Genomic DNA, 16,676 nt, shown 5'->3' with positions numbered 1-16,676 from the left:
ACATATAATAAATTGTACATATAAGGATATACATTTTGATAAAATTCTTCAGTTTTCAGGTTAAGGAATTAATGGTGATAAATAAAGATACAGATGAATACAAAAGAATAAATAAATTGATAAAAATGTTTTATACTTCAAATGAAATTAAATATGCTGAAGATTATTATAAAAAATATCAAAACTATAAATTGAACATTTCAAAATTATCAAAAAAGGCAGGAATGGAATGTTATTATTATAATTTGTATCCTTATCTATCAATGTCAGTACATAATCAGATAAAAACATTAGAACATTATTATATAAATGCAGATACAAACAATCATCAATTTGATATAAACCCACATTTAGATAAAGAAACATTAACCTTTATTATTGTAAGTTCATGTGATGTAATAATAAAAACATTAGAAAAAATATATGAATATCAAAATTCAAAATTTCCAGACGAATTTAAAAGAATTAGAATCAAAATTTTATCAATAATACCCAGTAATTAAATTAAAACAAATAACACTTTGAATTAAAAATCTCTTACTTGACATTTACTCTATTTTACACCAATTATACACTTTAATTATATGTAATCCATTGCATGGACAAGTAGTGTTTAACTTTATGAACACAAAAATACAAATCACAAACCTTTACAAATCCTTTGGACAGCAGGTTATTTTTTCTGGACTCAACCTCTCTGTGTATAAAGGTGAAATTCTTTGCATCATTGGCAAAAGCGGAAGTGGCAAATCAGTATTGCTCAAACACTGCATTGGCATAATAAAACCTGATAGCGGTACAATCGCTGTTGATGGTCAACCGCTCACCTACACTGATGCTGATGCAGCTATCGTTAAAAAGTTTGGCGTGCTTTTCCAGGGTGGTGCGCTTTTTGATTCAATGAATGTGTACGACAATATTGCATTTCCACTCAGAAGGCAGGGCGTTAGTGAAGAGGTTATCGCCCACAAAGTACCTGAATTGTTAGCACACGTTGGATTAAAGGGCATTGAGGCAAAGATGCCTTCAGAGCTTTCAGGCGGTATTCAGAAGCGGGTGGCACTTGCCAGAGCTATCGCCAAAAACCCTGAAATTATGCTGTACGATGAACCCACCACCGGTGTTGACCCAATTACCGCAGGCTCGGTTGACCGACTTATTGTGTATATGCGCAACACTTTTGGTATGACCTCAGTGGTGGTAACACATGACATGCGTTCTGCATTCAGAATTGCTGACCGCATTGCAATGCTGCATGATGGCACAATCATCTTTGAGGGAACGCCACAGCAGATACAGGAGTGTCAGGATACGGTTGTGCGACAGTTCATAGCAGGAAAGGCATCAGCGTGAAATTATCTATTAATTTTATTTTTGATTCTGTTCTGGTACTCTATTATTTCGTTTTTTAATATCTCTAAATCTTTAATCCTGTCATCAATGCGTGTGACGTGCGAATCTAAGATTTCAAGCAGTCGGCGCAACACGATATCGTTTGTTTTGTGTATCTGCCAAATTGACTCTAGCTCATGCATTTCCGAAAGCGTTAAACCTAAAATCTTCAGGCGCTTGATAAGCTTCAAGCGCCTGACATCATCATCGGTATAAATGCGGCGGCCATTTTCAATACGCTTTACAGAGTTGAGCAGCCCCAATTCCTCATAATACCGGATTGTGCGCGTGCTCATCTCTAAAAGCTTAGCCAGCTCACCAATTGAATATGTTTTTACTTTTTGTTCTATCACTTATTTACTCTGCATTGCTTCAAACACTGATTTGGCCTTGCCATATTTTGTAGCAAATATGTCGCGCAGTTTGTACTTCTGCACTTTGCCACTTGCAGTCATAGGGAACGTATCTACAAATTCCCAGTATTTAGGAATCTTATGGCGAGCAATTTTGCCTGTACAAAACTGCACCATCTCTTCAGCTGATGAACTTTGACCATCTTTTAGCTGTATTACGGCAAGAACCTGTTCACCATATTTTTCGTCAGGAATACCTACTACCTGTACATCCTTTACCTTTGGATTAGTCAACAAAAATTCTTCAATTTCGCGCGGGTAGATATTTTCACCGCCACGGATAATCATATCCTTAATACGGCCCGTAACCCTGAAATATCCATTTTCATCAACCGATCCAAGATCACCGGTGTGTAGCCATCCATCTTTATCAATTGCATTTGCAGTGGCTTCAGGCATTTTGTAGTACCCTTTCATAACACATGCACTACGGGTCACTATCTCGCCCTGAGTATTTGGCGGCAACTCCTGACCAGTTTCTGGATCAACTATTTTTCCTTCAATGCCGGGAAGCAAACGCCCAACCGTTGACACCCGCAGATCAACCGGATCATCTCGCCGTGTCATAGTCATTACCGGCGAACATTCGGTCTGGCCAAATGCTATGACTATTTCGGGGCAGTGCATGAGTGTACGCACCTGATTCATTGTTTCAACAGGACATGGAGCTCCTGCCATGATGCCAGTTCTAAGTGAAGACATATCATATTTGCCAAAATCGGGATGATTAAGCATTGCAATAAACATGGTTGGCACCCCATTGATAGCTGTACATTTTTCGTTCTGTACCGCCTGCAGCGACTTCAGTGGATCAAAATATTCCATTACTACCATGGTTGATCCATGCGTTACACAATTTAAGGTACTCATTACACATCCAAAACAGTGGAATAAAGGTACATGGATGAGCAGTTTGTCATTAGGGGTCATCCCCATCACATCGCCCACCATAATAGCATTGTTGACAATATTGTAATGTGTTAGCATGACACCTTTAGGAAACCCCGTTGTACCAGATGTATACTGCATGTTAATAACATCATGAATATCGCATTCCTGTATTCTTTTATCAAGCTGATCATCATTTACGGAACTTCCCAATGCAACAATTTCATTAAACTTATACATACCAGGGGTAGAATCCCGTTTGCCAATATACACAATATTTTTCAACATTGGAAGATTGGAAGCATTTACATTACCCGGATTTGTGTTGTCTAAATCAGGTATTATTTCACGAACTATCTGATAATAATTGCTGTCACGATACCCTTCTATCATAAAGAGTGTAGTAGAATCGGACTGTTTTAACAGATATTCAAGTTCATGCGATTTATAGTTGGTGTTGACAGTTACTAGAACAGCTCCTATCATACCCAATGAAAACTGTAAGTATACCCACTCAGGCACATTAGTAGCCCACAGTGAAACATGGTCCCCTTTCTGTATCCCCAATGCTATGAGCCCTTTGGCAACTTCCCTGCATCTGCTATAAAACTCAGCATAAGTCAACCTAACCCCAAATTCTGGGCATACCAGTGCTTCATGGTCAGGATATTTTTCAACCGTCTCATGAAGCGCCTGCCACATGGTTAATTCCTTAAAAGCTCCCATACCAATCTCTCCTTTCTGTCACAATTATTTTATTTAAAGAGTAATATATTAATAAACATATAATAAAAATTTAAAAATGAATCCAGTTAACGTAAACTGTAAAACGTATTAATTATATGTCAACATTTTATCACAAAAATTAATCAATTCTGAATTAGTGTACCTTTTCACTATAAATGCTACTGACTTCACGATACCATAATAATTGCAATGTTACTGTAGAGACTATTTTTTGTCAATAATTAATTGGATGTCCAACCATATTTAATGATATTACACTCATTTTTTATTTTGCTCTATAATCATTTATACTATAATAAACAATATTATTCTTTACAAACTTATATACATAGGTAGTATGCGATAGTTACTAACATACGCACCGTTTCACCAAGCAGTGCCATTAACATTGTGAGGTACTTTTACTATGGATTACATTCAACTTACTGCACCCTGTGGCCTTGATTGTTTCAATTGCCCTATGTACCAGGCACTTACCAATGAAGAATTGCGAAATAAAATTGCAAAGTCAATGAATATCCCTGAGGAAAAAGCAGTGTGCCAGGGCTGCCGTAATGAAAAGGGAACAATAGGATTTATGAATATGCAAAAACCCTGCAGCGTGTATGCGTGCGCTCAGGGCAAAGGGATTAGCTTTTGCTATGAATGTGACGATTTCCCCTGTGACAACCTTCACCCGTATGCAGACAAAGCTTCACAGGTTCCGCATAATACAAAGGTGTTTAACCTATGCCTCATCAAGAAAATGGGACTGGAAAAATGGGCTTTGGAAAAAGCAAAAAATGTGAAAAAAACTTATTTTAGTGGGAAATTTACATTGACTGATTAGCTTAAAAAATTTACCTGGAGCACTCCGTGCAACTTTATTAGCTTTTCTATGTAGTGTTTTGTTATTTCATCATCTATGGGTTCAACTTCTGATATAATTTTTCCTTCCTTAGCTTGTATGCCATAGCTTTTTACAAATCCTGCAACATTAGCAAACATGCACCCACCAACACCACAGCAGCTTTTGTTTGTAACACAAAATCCAATAAAATACAGAACGTTCTTTCCATCTATCTGTATGCATTTTTCCTCAGTATATGCATATACCCCTGCAATAGATTCTATCTGTTGCCCAAGTGTGGGATGTGTAAAATATACACTCATATTCACCTGCAACAGTTTCCACCTTCTAATGTGCACAGGTTGTCATGTTCTATCTGTAATGTAGTATGAGTAATGTTAAACTGCTCCTCAAGCATTGTGTTTATTGCCTGAATTATGGAATCAGTATTTAAGGAGCTATCGCCACCTTTTATACATATATGGCATGACAAGAATATCTCATTGGAGTCAACTGACCATATATGCAGCCCATGTATGGTTGCAACCTGTGGTATTGTTAAAATTGCATTATACACTTCATCAAAATCAATTCTTGATGGTACACCCTGTAAAAATATTCGCAATGAACTTTTGATGATTTCAAGTGAACTTGCCACAATCATAAGAGCTATCGCCACGCTTACTAACAGGTCAAGCATAACTAAGCTGCTATTAATTAGCAACACAAAGCCTACCACAATAACTCCAACAGATGATACAGCATCATACAACAGATGCAAAAAAGCAGCTTTTATATTGAGGTTTTCATCCCTACTTTTATACAATACTAGCATTGAGATTGCATTGCCTGCAAGACCAACAAAAGCAACAGGAAGCATGATACCCGCATGAACCGGCTGTACATTAATATATCGCTGAATTGCTTCAAAAATAATGTAGCCACCAATAGCAAGCAGTGTCAGAGCATTGATAAGCGCTATGAGTACTTCAAAGCGTTTGAGCCCAAAAGAATATTTTTTACCTGGCTTTTGACGTGACACCTTTTGCCCTATATATCCCAATACAAGAGAGGCAACATCGGAAAGATTATGTCCTGCATCAGAAATTAGTGCAAGGCTTCCTGATACCATGCCACCAATATATTCTGCAACAGTTATAACAATATTGAGTATAACAACCAGAATAAACCGTATGGTAGAATTACTCTTATGAGAGTGATGATGCTCATGCTGGTGAAAAGATTCCATGTTGTTTCCCTTACATAAAACGATTATGATAATATACTCTGGTACTAATTATTCTTCAATAAATTTTTACACAAAGTAAACTATTATTGTATAATACTACCCTAAATTTGTATCACGTCCATTCATCGTCTATACTTTCATTCTCACGCAAGATGGTTGTATTACAAAATATATTCAACAATTACATGAGTGGATTTTTTACTGGAGCTATCGCCCTAAAATTTATAATATATTTTAAACAATATATTTCCGATAGTATAAGCGTAAAGATATATTTATGTACAAAGGATAGTACTATGAAAAAAATACTATGGGTAGCCCTTGGGTGTATTGGCATTGTTTTTTATACAGTGAATACCTCATTTACCCAGCAGAAAGCACCTGAGAAAACACAGCCAGCCCAGAGTAAAAACATAGCTGACGGGTATGGTAATGCCAGGTGGGGCAGCACATTTAACGATGTAAAACCACAGGTACTGGGAAGAATTGCATTTACTGATGAAAAGCGTATTATTGTATCCAAAGATGGTGAATTAGAATATCGATATGGATTTTTTTATCCAGAGTATAATCAGGAAGCAAATCAGCAGCCAAAGCTGTTTTATGTTGTGATTCAGTTTCCCTATATTTCACTGGATGATATGAAGAAGAAAATGGAAGAAAAGTATGGCCCACCAACTGGTGAATCTATAAAGAATAATCAGGGCGCATATATATGGGAATCAGAATCAACATCTATAATTGTATGGGTGGACAGTTATGAGAAAAAACCCTTCTGCCGCAAGATAACCTATTTGAGCAAAATAATGGCAAAGGATATTAACGCCTATCACACTCTGGTATTCAGCAAAAAAGAACAGGAGATACTCAAACAACTCAAACCATAACCTTGCACTTTCTTATCCTATTACATCTTCCATATCATAACCGGTATAAGTGCAATTCCATCATCAAGCGCTGTGAGTGCTTTTGCAAACACTGTGCCAATTTTATCAAATGAATCAATGGACGCTGCCATGCCGCATCCAGGCGTGTCGGAAGTCACTAATAAGTCACCAGGCTTTACCGGTTTTTGGCGTGCATCTACCTTGCATAGCACTGAGCCTGTTAATACTACCGGATATAATTTTTTTTCAGCTGATGCATTGTTAATCACTACAACAGGGTTGCCAGCAACAACGCCAATTACCCCTTTGTTATACGCAGTGCGCGACCGTGAAAGTATTGAATTGCCTTGGGTGCTGACCACAAGTACATCGCCAGGAGAGATAAATTCTTTTTCATCCGTTTCAAACATCTCAACTATATTGGCATAATATTCTTTTGCATCTGTATCTATTGTTATTGTTCCTTTAAAATATGCCTGGCCATTAACGTACAGCGCTCTACCATCACCTACCAACTGCAGCGTATCATCATAGTGGGCGATAGCTCCAAAGCCATCAGCCACCAGCGACCAGTTATGCTCGCTTACAAACACACCACCAGCACCAAAACGCGATACACCCATTACACCGCTGCCCTGCATCGTATCTGAATTACCCTGTGACTGCCCGCGCACACCACACAATGGTGCATGCCCAACAACACCATACGACCTTGCATCTGAATCAGGAGCAGTGAATGCAATTCCGGCAACACCTATTGTAGTGCCTGTGTGTGCAGTATTTTTTCCATATAGTATTGCACTGTCACTTGTCGGTGGTGTGATACCAATTAATTCACCTGATTTTTCCTGAATTATGGCGATAGTTCCTGTATGGCTGTCAAATGAATGTACTAACGGTGCATAGTCGTGTGTATGCGGTAATGGTTCGCGTTTATCAGATAGTCGCGGATCATCTGACTGAACTACATGAAATTTACGGCTTTGGCCATGTTTTGCAAGTGTAACAATACCAGGAGTTTCTTCAGTTGCCTCTTTAAGACGCCTATCATTGCCTTGCACTACTACTCCTGGTGCATCCTCACCATCCTCTGCAAGCTCTACTATCCCTTTGCTGTGCGTAGTTGCCTCTTTGAGCCTTCTGTCATTGCCCTGCACTACTACATTCGGTGCATCTTCACCATCCTCTGCAAGCTCTACTATCCCCTTAGAAACGATTGTAGCATCCTTAAGGCGCCTATCATTGCCCTGTACAACACAGAATTCATTGTCTTCGCCATTTTCAGCCAGGCGCACTATGCCATATTTCCTTGTTGTTGCTTTATGCAATCTGCTATCATCACCGCGAACAACCGAATTGCTGCTATACTGTCCATCAGGACACAATTTTACTATACCAAATGTTGTTTCAGTTGCTTCCTTTATCCTAGAGTCAGTAGATTGCACCACAGCCCCTTCGGAAACCTCCCTATCATACGCCAGCCGTACAATTCCTGCTTTTAATTCAGTTGCAAGCGCCAACCGCGAATCTGATGCCTGCACTGCTAAGCCTTTCTCACTTGAGCCATCTTCAGCCAGTTGTACTATACCCTTGAATATTGTGCTTGCATCACGAAGCCTTGTATCATGTGCCTGCACCACCGTACCCGGAGTGGTATCACCATCAGCAGCTAGCTTAACAATGCCCGGCTGAAAAACAGTGGCATACTGTACTCCCGCATTTATATGAAAGTGCTGTACTGCAGGTAATGGAGCATTAGCAGTAATGCCAGCAATTTGTGCACAATATTTCTGTTTATCGGTTTGTACTGTCATTACATTTATTCGTATATACCTGGCATTAAACTGATATCCTCCAAATATATACGACCCCTTTGGTTCTGCTTTAAAACGTTTAACATCTGCAAGTGTAGACCATATTTTTTTATCATCGCTTATCTCTATAGAAAATTGCTCAGGAAAGAGTGTAGGATTCCCGGTTGCAATGATCCCTATGTGTATAAGCGGGAACATGCGTCCTAAATCAACTTCAATCCATTGCCTGGATGCACTTTGTGTAATTTCAGATTCCCAATATTTTTGTGTATCACTATCTATTAGGCATGAAGGATCATGTTCATACGAAGAACTTGAACTGGCTGTAATTGAAACAGCGCCTTGCAAGCCTGCCTGGATACTTCCTATCTCAGAAAAGTATTTTGCGGCAATCCTTTTGGGTTTGGCAATATATAACTTTAAAAACCGGAACACTTTAATGGGTAAAAACAGGCGATAGGCATCATCCTCTAGGGTATATCTGTTTTCTGCTTTGATTACCTCCCAGTTAATGCCATCTGCACTACATTCTAGCCTAAACTCTGAAGGAAATGTTGTCTTCCCTGAAGGAGATGGAAAAATTTCTATAATATTTGCCGCAACCATTGAACCATAATCAATTGTGATGTACTCACTTACCGCATTGTGATTTTTTGCAGTGCACCAGTATGTTGCATCATTCTTTAAAACATTTTCTGCTTCATTTTTTTCAAAGCTGCTTGAAAAAGCATGGATTTTCCCTGTATAGCGGACAGGATACAGTATATTAACAGTACTCATTATTTTCTCCTTAGAAAATAAATTTTAAAATATATTATGTACTTTCTTCTTTCACAACAAGCAACAAAAGAAAGTGCAAAAGGAAAATGCTCTTAATCACTATTGAATTATCAACCCACCATATATTGTGGAATATCATACAGCGTGCACGTTTCAATACCATATTAAAAAGATGTAACATAAAAAACATTACTTATTTTAAAAAAGTTTTAGTAGCTGCTATGGCTATGACTCACTTTCAAGATAAAGCCATATTCATAGCACTACTATTCAAAATTATATTTTATGATACAATATTTATTCCATGATTTTGCATTAAATAGTTACATTTGCTTGATTTTTTATCAATTATAATTTAGTGGTTATACCGTATTTTTGATTATACATAATTTTTTTGTACAGATATTTAACTCAATACATAATAATAGTTGTAAAAAGCATAAAGTGCTAACTATTAATAAAATTTCAATGAAAATTTACATGCTCCAGTAAATTCTATGTAAAGGTACATGGTAATGTCAACACCCATTATTGAAGAGAAGACACCAAAGGGATATATTTTTAAAATTAACATTGCAAAAAAACAGTTTGTAGTGTTCAACCCAAAAGGGGAAATCATCTATTCCGATGAAAACAAAGCAAAACCTTTCCATCCAATGAAAACAGTTGTTTTCATTGGTTTTGAATCATATAGCTCAATAAGGAAACCTGCGTACGAGTTATTTAAAATTCAGAATAATTCCATGATTATTCCCTACACTTCCGACGAAGGGAAAAAGAAATATCTCTTTATTCACACTAATACCTCTCTGGATATGCTACCCTGCATAACTGAGTTTTTTAGTGATACTGCTTCTTTTGTCAGTTTTGTTAAAAAAGGCACTCTCCCTGATTACATAATTGTAAATAGTACTCTAAACCAGACCGATATCCAGTTTATATCTTCCCTTGCCCCATCATCGTATCTGGAGATAGTCAATAAAGCTCCAGATACCACAATAGATGACTCCAAACGAGCAGTTGATCAGTTAACCAATGTTGATATTAATCTGCTTTCGCAGAATCCTGTGTTTTTGGCCCGCATACATTTACGTAATTTAGATTTAGTTAGAGTGAAACAAATCATGCTAGATATGGATATTACGGAATCCGATACACAATATATCATTGCATTTTTATCCACAATGATACAACATTCCGATAAGGAAGAATTGCGCAAACATGTGGAAAAACTAAAGGAATTAAAACGAGCCTACGAATTTTATTTATATCTTATTACCCACAATGACCAGAAAATTAAAGAATTTATTGACAAAGCTACAAAAAATGACCTTGTAACATTTCAGACATTAGTTAAAAAAGCAAAGTTGCTTTTTCCCACAAAGGAAGCAGAATTACAATTTGTTGAATACGAAAATGCTATATGGGAAAAAAGACAATGAAGTATCATAAAACATTGATAGCATGCGCCATACTGCTTATATCATATACTTTTTTATATGCAATTTCACCAATTGAAGTATATTTTACTGCTCCCGAAAAAGAGGAACAGGTCACCGCAATTCAAAAAGCACTATTACAAAAAATAAATACTGCAAAAATATCAATACATGCTGCCGTATATGAAATTACTGATCCATTAATTGTAGATGCATTATGTTATGCTAAATCAAAAGGTGTAGACGTAAAATTAGTATTGGAATCCGAAAGATTGCCAGAAAACATAAAATCACAATTTGAACGATATCATATCCCTATGCGGTTGGATCAACGAAAAGGTTTTATGCACAACAAATTTTTTATTTTTGACAGTAAAGCCGTATGGACTGGCTCATATAATATTACGCAACGCGAAGCTAAGCTCAATAACAATAATGCCATTTATATTGAAAATGAAGATGTAGCTTCTATCTATTTTGCAGAATTTAATGAAATGTTTGAAGAAGGTGTTTTTGGAAACCGTGCAGACTATACCCCATTCCCATTTCTATCAAACAAGTATTATGTCAAACTCAATGACATTGATATTAATGTATATTTTTCCCCTGATGACAATATTGAGCGTATCATAACTAAGCGAATAGAAAAGGCAAAGAAGTCAATTTTCTTTTTAGCGTTTTCATTTACAAGCGATGAAATTGGCGAAGCAATAATTGCTAAACACAAACAAGGTGTTACAGTAAAAGGAGTATTTGAAAAAAAGGACATTAAAAATGTTAACAGTGAATATATCAAATTGAAGGTTGAAGGACTTGATGTACTCTATGATGCCAATCCCAACACGATGCATCATAAAGTAATAATTATTGATGAGGAATGGGTTATTACCGGGTCATATAATTTTTCAAAAAATGCTAAAAAACGCAATGACGAAAACTGTATCATGATACGATCCAGTGATATAGCAAAACTGTATCTGCAGGAGTTTGATACAATATATAATCTTGCTTTTAGAGCAAAATCCAAAAAAAGAAAGTAACTAAAAAAAGTACTTTACATATAGTTATATATACGCTTTTTTATCATTACATTATACTATATTATCATAATACAAATCATACGATATGAAAATAAAAAGCGCTCTTGTTAACAGGTTTGTTGAACTTATTGAGGAAAACCATCAAGTCATTACTGAACAGTTTATGAACAATCTTCTGCGCAATCCTGATACTATAGCCTTCAGGAAGCTTGATAGGCAGCTTATTTATGAATTTGCTGACAATCTATACCGTGAATTATCAAAATGGATTGCAAAAGATTATCCCAAAGAGGAGATAGCACGCTATTACCGAAGGGTTGGGCACGAACGGTATGAACAGGGTATCCCTTTTTCTCAGGCATGCAAGGCGTTAATATTGCAAAAACGACACCTGTGGCTTTTTGTCCTTGATAAGCTGTATGACGACACCACTGCTTATAAAGAAGCGCTGGCATTAAACAACCGCGTGGTGCTGTACTTTGACCGTGCAACATTTTCCATGCTGCAAGGCTACGAAGATATGTTGTATAGAAAGCTATAATGCCACGTTTTCCCCTTTTAAGAACTTTTTATACACTGTTGCAGATTCTTCAGGCTTTTCAATCATTGGCAAATGGCCACACTCTTTGAATATAATCAACTGAGAATTCTTAATCCCTTTTTTGAATACAGACGCACCAGATACATCAAGCACTCTATCGTTTTCACCCCAAAGGATTAATGTAGGGGCACTAATAGTGTTCAAATGTTTTTCCAGTAATGTCACATCATGAACCTGCGCAAAAATATACTCAAAATGACTCTTCTTTTCTACTGCCTTTTGTGCAAAATACTGCTTGGCAAAACCAGGTAGCCATATTGGCTTATAAAATACAAATTCCATTAAATTATCATAGCTTTTCACATCACTAACTATAAGGGGGTTATTACCCTTTTTCAATTCTTTTGAAAGCTCACTTTCATTTGGGCTTTTTACACCAGCTGCAGCAAACAACGCCAATGTTACTACATCTTTGGGATAGGTTACAGCATAGTAGCCAGCAATATAGCCTCCCATAGAATTCCCTACAATGTGAAATTGGCTAATTTTTAGCTTTTGTGCAAACTGGTGGACGCGTTCTACCTGCTTTAGTATTGAATAATCTTGGCCTTCTATAAATGAGCTATCGCCAAAACCAGGAAGATCAAGGGCTATGATTCTATATTCTCCTGTCATATAGCGAGCAAACCGAGTCCAATGATCCATGGTTCCACCAAAACCGTGAATGCACAGAATTGTTTGGCCCTTGCCGCCTTCAAGGTAATGAACTGTGTGTCCATCTACTTCAATTGTTTTTTCAACCAGGCCAGCCCTGGAGCGCTCATACCACCTGAAAAAATTTAACAGAGAAGATGAGCAGGAAACATATAAAAAGAGCGAAGCAGTAATTAATAAAAAAATCTTTTTGCGTTTCATGGCAACCTCCAATATATTTAACCTAATTTTGCTCTGCTAGCTAAAAGTTTATCAAGCACTTCTTCAAGCTCAGCTTTTTTACTCTGTTCTTTTGCAACGATGTTCTGGGGTGCTTTTGACATAAATGTACTGTCGTTTAATTTCCGCAGCACCTTATCAAGCTCACCCCGAATGCGGGTAATCTCTTTATCAAGACGCCCCTTTTCTTTATCCAGGTCAATTAAACCTTTCAGCGGCACATATATCTCACATTCAGGAAGAACAGCAGAAGCATCAGTTTTCTGTGGCACATACGCTGCATCATAGGTAACATCCTCAAGCTTTGCCAAAATCTTTAGATTATTTTCCTGTTGTTGTATTAACGTTTCAATTTTTGGACTTGCCTTGATAATTACGTGAGCTTTTTTATCAGGGGGTACATTCATTTCACCACGGATATTTCGTATTTTATATACTATCTGTTTAAATATTTCTGCATCATCAAACTCGGTGTTAAAAGAAAATCGCTCGTCATATTGTGGCCATTGAGCCACCACAATACGCCCTTCACTGCGAGTAATAGTACTCCATATTTCCTCGGTAATAAATGGCATAAACGGGTGCAAGAGCTTAAGGTATTCATGCAAAACATAATAAAGCACCTGTTTGGCGATAGCTCCTGACAATGACCCCTGGCTGTATATACGTGGCTTTGAAAGCTCAATATACCAGTCACAGAATTCATGCCACCAGAAATCATACAGCGTTTGTGCCGCATCATTGAAGCGGTATTCCTCAAGCGCTTGTGTCGTCTTCTTTACGGTTTGGTTGAACGAGTGTAATATCCATCTGTCAAACAACTCAAGCGAATCAATATCTATTGGCTGAGGTGTAAAATCATTGCCTAAATTCATCACAATAAAACGCGTGCTGTTCCATATCTTATTGCAAAAAGCACTGTAACCTTCAATACGCTTTTCGGATAAGATAATGTCCCTACCCTGAGCAGCAAATATTGCCAGTGTAAACCTGAAGGCATCCGTGCCATATTTATCCATCATAATAAGCGGGTCTATTACATTGCCACGGGATTTGCTCATCTTTTGGCCATGTTCATCACGAACCAGTGCATGTATATATACATCGTAGAAGGGAACATCATTCATAAACTTGCAGCCCATCATAATCATTCGGGCAACCCAGAAAAAGATAATATCAAAGCCAGTTACCAGTACACTCGTGGGATAAAATTTCTCAAGTGACTTTGTTTTCTCGGGCCAGCCAAATGTTGAAAATGGCCACAACGCTGATGAAAACCACGTATCGAGCACATCAGGGTCCTGCTCAAGATTTTTTGAATTACACATGCTGCATACTGTGGGATCTTCAAGCTCTACCATGATGTGGCCGCAGTCTTTGCAATAGAATGCAGGAATTCGGTGACCCCACCACAGTTGGCGTGAAATACACCAATCTTTAATGTTATACATCCATTCAAAGTATATCTTTGTCCACTGCTGAGGAATAAATCGTATTTTGCCCTCTTCCACCACTCTTATTGCTTCCTGTGCCAGTGGTTGAATTTTCACAAACCACTGTTTGGATAAATACGGTTCTATAACAGTATGGCAACGATAGCAATGGCCAACAGCGTGATTGTGGTCATCTACCTTTTCTAAAAGCCCTAGCGCCTTCAAATCCTCAAGCACCTTTTCGCGTGCCGTGTAACGGTCAAGCCCTTTGTACACCCCACCATTATCATTCACAATTGCATTTTTATCAAAGATATTCACCTCTTCTAAGTTATGGCGTTTCCCCATCTCAAAGTCATTTGGGTCATGTGCAGGGGTTACTTTCACAAGTCCTGTTCCAAATGCAGGGTCAACAAACTCATCGGCAATAATCGGAATGGGTTTATTCATAAGTGGCAAAATAACTCTTTTGCCAATTAAGTGGGAATAGCGTTCATCATTGGGATTTACTGCAACCGCAGTGTCTCCTAACATTGTTTCAGGTCGGGTTGTTGCTACAGTAATATGTCCTTTACCATCTTCATACGGATAGTGGATATAGTACAACTTTCCTGCTACATCCTTATATTCTGTTTCAATGTCTGAAAGAGCTGTCTCACAGCGTGGGCACCAGTTGATAATTCTGTACCCCTGATAGATGAGCCCTTCATTATACAATGTCACAAACACCGTGCGCACTGCATGCGATAATCCTTCATCCAGTGTAAAGCGCTCACGTTCCCAATCAAGCGAGCATCCTAAACGCTTGAGCTGTTCTTTTATTTGCCCGCCTGAATGCTCTTTCCAATCCCACACGCGCTTTACAAATTCATCACGGCCTAAGTCATATTTTGATTTTCCTTCTTTTAATAGCAGCCGTTCCACTACATTCTGAGTGGCAATACCTGCATGATCCATACCAGGCATCCAGCATGTTGCTTTTCCATTCATACGCTGCCAGCGGATGAGAATATCCTGCAAAGTATTATTGAGAGCATGCCCCATGTGCAGGTTGCCGGTAACATTAGGTGGAGGTATTACTATTGAATACGCTTCACGTGGATCATTTTCATCACCATGAAAAAGTCCCTCCTTCTCCCATATTGCATACCATTTAGATTCGGCAATTTTTGGATTGTATGACGCTGACAATTCCATACCATACCACCTGTGTTATTTGTGCGTTTTAGTAAGATAGTTATGTTGTTAATTATTGAGCACTGTACTCAGTGTCAATGAATTTTTTCAATTGAGTATTTACGGTTTGGTAAATGTCTTCTTTTGAAAGTAACTTTCAAAAAGCTCTTTATCAATTGCAAGCAAACGGTCGCGAATGTCAATTAAGCTTTTCTGATCATACTGCTGAAATTCAAAATAATCCATCATCCACAAATACCGGTTAATAAGTCGCGGTACAACATTAGAGTTGGCTATTTTTTCTTTGTCAAGAGTCTGAAAGCTTGCTTCTAATTTTACAATATCCTTTTTTATAGATTCAAGCTGCGATGAATTGAGCTGTCGCTTAACATAAAAAATATCATGGATAAATGCCACAACCGGGATCCATTCCCGCACATCAGCACACTCAGGTTTATATTGCTTAACAAGCTCAATTGCTTCAATAATGGGTTTGGCCGATAGTAACTGTATATCAATCTCAGATGGGTTAAGCAAAAATGCTTCTCTGAAATACAGCAATGCCCGGGGTATATCACCGGTATGATAATAGCTTTCCGCAAGAAGAGAAAGTATACACGCATTGCTCCGGTACGCACTGCGCGCATACTCAAGCGCTTCAATAGTGTGCTGATATTCACCAAGGCGTATAAAACACGTTCCAAGCTGCATCAAAAGTTGCAAATTATCAGTTGGATTTTCCCTGTCATTGAATGCTATCGTATAGTGCTCGGAAGCTGTAAAAAATACGTAGTGCATGGCTTTTTGATACGCTGTTGCTGACACAAGCCTTTTATTGTTAGCAAATACTTCAAATTCCTCCCATTGAGTCATAAGAAAATCCGCTGTTTCCTTTCCCCTAGGAAGTTCTTCCATTGCCTTCTTGCGTGATTCCCAGAATCGTGCAACCCTGTAGCTTTCTGCAAGCCCCGGATAATCAGGATTAATTGACATAAGGCTGTCTATTTTTTTCACTGCCTGAGTAAAATCACCCTGTTCAATAAGGGTATAGGCTTCATTAATGCCCTGAAGCAATGGGTCATCATAAAATGTTAATTGTCCGTTTTTATCCATAT

Annotated in this window: 15 protein-coding genes; 7 read left to right on the top strand and 8 right to left on the bottom strand. The window is 37.8% G+C overall.

Going from position 1 to position 16,676, the window contains the following annotated elements; all coding sequences use genetic code 11:
• Window positions 1–35 precede the first annotated feature (35 nt).
• Both N3F66_05570 and N3F66_05565 read left to right on the top strand, forming a co-directional pair.
• Window positions 36–503, top strand: a complete 468-nt coding sequence (locus N3F66_05570) for a DUF5677 domain-containing protein (GenBank protein ID MCX8123618.1) — start codon at window positions 36–38, stop codon at window positions 501–503.
• 118 nt (window positions 504–621) lie between these two features.
• Window positions 622–1,353: an ABC transporter ATP-binding protein gene (locus tag N3F66_05565; protein MCX8123617.1), complete on the top strand. Its 732-nt coding sequence runs from the start codon at window positions 622–624 to the stop codon at window positions 1,351–1,353.
• Between the two features lie 2 nt (window positions 1,354–1,355).
• Here the strand turns inward: N3F66_05565 and N3F66_05560 are convergent, their stop codons facing one another.
• Both N3F66_05560 and N3F66_05555 read right to left on the bottom strand, forming a co-directional pair.
• Entirely contained in the window at window positions 1,356–1,745 is a 390-nt protein-coding gene (locus N3F66_05560) for a MerR family transcriptional regulator (GenBank protein MCX8123616.1), read from the bottom strand.
• Window positions 1,746–3,419, bottom strand: coding sequence for an AMP-binding protein (locus tag N3F66_05555; GenBank protein ID MCX8123615.1), 1,674 nt, complete (start codon window positions 3,417–3,419; stop codon window positions 1,746–1,748).
• Between the two features lie 427 nt (window positions 3,420–3,846).
• On the opposite strand from N3F66_05555, the gene N3F66_05550 reads away from it, so the two are divergent.
• Window positions 3,847–4,269, top strand: a complete 423-nt coding sequence (locus tag N3F66_05550) for a DUF3795 domain-containing protein (GenBank protein ID MCX8123614.1) — start codon at window positions 3,847–3,849, stop codon at window positions 4,267–4,269.
• Here N3F66_05550 and N3F66_05545 read toward each other — a convergent pair.
• Both N3F66_05545 and N3F66_05540 read right to left on the bottom strand, forming a co-directional pair.
• Complete coding sequence (locus N3F66_05545; GenBank protein MCX8123613.1) at window positions 4,266–4,592, bottom strand: hypothetical protein; 327 nt, start codon at window positions 4,590–4,592, stop codon at window positions 4,266–4,268. The two genes, N3F66_05550 and N3F66_05545, sit on opposite strands and share 4 nt — an antisense overlap.
• 2 nt (window positions 4,593–4,594) lie before the next feature.
• Window positions 4,595–5,518 (bottom strand): cation diffusion facilitator family transporter, encoded by a 924-nt coding sequence (locus N3F66_05540; GenBank protein ID MCX8123612.1) that lies wholly within the window; start codon window positions 5,516–5,518, stop codon window positions 4,595–4,597.
• 296 nt (window positions 5,519–5,814) lie between these two features.
• Here N3F66_05540 and N3F66_05535 point away from each other — a divergent pair, with 296 nt between their 5' ends.
• Window positions 5,815–6,405, top strand: coding sequence for a hypothetical protein (locus tag N3F66_05535; protein MCX8123611.1), 591 nt, complete (start codon window positions 5,815–5,817; stop codon window positions 6,403–6,405).
• Between the two features lie 20 nt (window positions 6,406–6,425).
• Here the strand turns inward: N3F66_05535 and N3F66_05530 are convergent, their stop codons facing one another.
• Window positions 6,426–8,999, bottom strand: a complete 2,574-nt coding sequence (locus tag N3F66_05530; GenBank protein MCX8123610.1) for a discoidin domain-containing protein — start codon at window positions 8,997–8,999, stop codon at window positions 6,426–6,428.
• A gap of 515 nt (window positions 9,000–9,514) precedes the next feature.
• Between N3F66_05530 and N3F66_05525 the strand changes: the two genes are divergently transcribed.
• The 3 genes from N3F66_05525 (at window position 9,515) to N3F66_05515 (ending at window position 12,019) form a co-directional block, all read left to right on the top strand.
• Window positions 9,515–10,441 (top strand): hypothetical protein, encoded by a 927-nt coding sequence (locus N3F66_05525; GenBank protein MCX8123609.1) that lies wholly within the window; start codon window positions 9,515–9,517, stop codon window positions 10,439–10,441.
• A complete protein-coding gene (locus N3F66_05520) occupies window positions 10,438–11,478 on the top strand; it encodes a phospholipase D-like domain-containing protein (GenBank protein MCX8123608.1) in 1,041 nt (346 codons plus the stop codon). Before N3F66_05525 ends, N3F66_05520 begins: the two co-directional genes overlap by 4 nt.
• Window positions 11,479–11,563: 85 nt before the next feature.
• Window positions 11,564–12,019 carry a hypothetical protein gene (locus N3F66_05515; protein MCX8123607.1) on the top strand — a complete coding sequence of 152 codons (456 nt, stop codon included), beginning with the start codon at window positions 11,564–11,566 and terminating at the stop codon, window positions 12,017–12,019.
• Here N3F66_05515 and N3F66_05510 read toward each other — a convergent pair.
• The 3 genes from N3F66_05510 to N3F66_05500 all read right to left on the bottom strand — a co-directional run bounded on the left by N3F66_05510 (window position 12,014) and on the right by N3F66_05500 (window position 16,674).
• The gene (locus N3F66_05510) at window positions 12,014–12,934 is read right to left on the bottom strand and encodes an alpha/beta hydrolase (GenBank protein MCX8123606.1); all 921 of its coding nucleotides are present in this window, start codon (window positions 12,932–12,934) and stop codon (window positions 12,014–12,016) included. The two genes, N3F66_05515 and N3F66_05510, sit on opposite strands and share 6 nt — an antisense overlap.
• A gap of 17 nt (window positions 12,935–12,951) precedes the next feature.
• The gene (locus N3F66_05505) at window positions 12,952–15,582 is read right to left on the bottom strand and encodes a valine--tRNA ligase (GenBank protein ID MCX8123605.1); all 2,631 of its coding nucleotides are present in this window, start codon (window positions 15,580–15,582) and stop codon (window positions 12,952–12,954) included.
• A 99-nt stretch (window positions 15,583–15,681) separates the two neighbouring features.
• Window positions 15,682–16,674 carry a hypothetical protein gene (locus N3F66_05500; protein ID MCX8123604.1) on the bottom strand — a complete coding sequence of 331 codons (993 nt, stop codon included), beginning with the start codon at window positions 16,672–16,674 and terminating at the stop codon, window positions 15,682–15,684.
• Window positions 16,675–16,676: the final 2 nt, after the last annotated feature.

The organism is Spirochaetota bacterium (assembly GCA_026414805.1).
Lineage (GTDB): Bacteria > Spirochaetota > UBA4802 > UBA4802 > UB4802 > UBA4802.
The sequence above is the reverse complement of the archived record's forward strand: the minus strand, read 5'-3'. Positions and strand labels throughout refer to the sequence as shown.

What these genes read in the sequence shown, in the direction of transcription:
- N3F66_05565 (MCX8123617.1), top strand. Translation starts at nt 622, where the DNA reads ATGAACACAAAAATACAAATCACAAACCTTTACAAATCCTTTGGACAG.
- N3F66_05555 (MCX8123615.1), bottom strand. Translation starts at nt 3,419, where the DNA reads ATGGGAGCTTTTAAGGAATTAACCATGTGGCAGGCGCTTCATGAGACG.
- N3F66_05550 (MCX8123614.1), top strand. Translation starts at nt 3,847, where the DNA reads ATGGATTACATTCAACTTACTGCACCCTGTGGCCTTGATTGTTTCAAT.
- N3F66_05545 (MCX8123613.1), bottom strand. Translation starts at nt 4,592, where the DNA reads ATGAGTGTATATTTTACACATCCCACACTTGGGCAACAGATAGAATCT.
- N3F66_05540 (MCX8123612.1), bottom strand. Translation starts at nt 5,518, where the DNA reads ATGGAATCTTTTCACCAGCATGAGCATCATCACTCTCATAAGAGTAAT.
- N3F66_05535 (MCX8123611.1), top strand. Translation starts at nt 5,815, where the DNA reads ATGAAAAAAATACTATGGGTAGCCCTTGGGTGTATTGGCATTGTTTTT.
- N3F66_05530 (MCX8123610.1), bottom strand. Translation starts at nt 8,999, where the DNA reads ATGAGTACTGTTAATATACTGTATCCTGTCCGCTATACAGGGAAAATC.
- N3F66_05525 (MCX8123609.1), top strand. Translation starts at nt 9,515, where the DNA reads ATGTCAACACCCATTATTGAAGAGAAGACACCAAAGGGATATATTTTT.
- N3F66_05520 (MCX8123608.1), top strand. Translation starts at nt 10,438, where the DNA reads ATGAAGTATCATAAAACATTGATAGCATGCGCCATACTGCTTATATCA.
- N3F66_05515 (MCX8123607.1), top strand. Translation starts at nt 11,564, where the DNA reads ATGAAAATAAAAAGCGCTCTTGTTAACAGGTTTGTTGAACTTATTGAG.
- N3F66_05510 (MCX8123606.1), bottom strand. Translation starts at nt 12,934, where the DNA reads ATGAAACGCAAAAAGATTTTTTTATTAATTACTGCTTCGCTCTTTTTA.
- N3F66_05505 (MCX8123605.1), bottom strand. Translation starts at nt 15,582, where the DNA reads ATGGAATTGTCAGCGTCATACAATCCAAAAATTGCCGAATCTAAATGG.
- N3F66_05500 (MCX8123604.1), bottom strand. Translation starts at nt 16,674, where the DNA reads ATGGATAAAAACGGACAATTAACATTTTATGATGACCCATTGCTTCAG.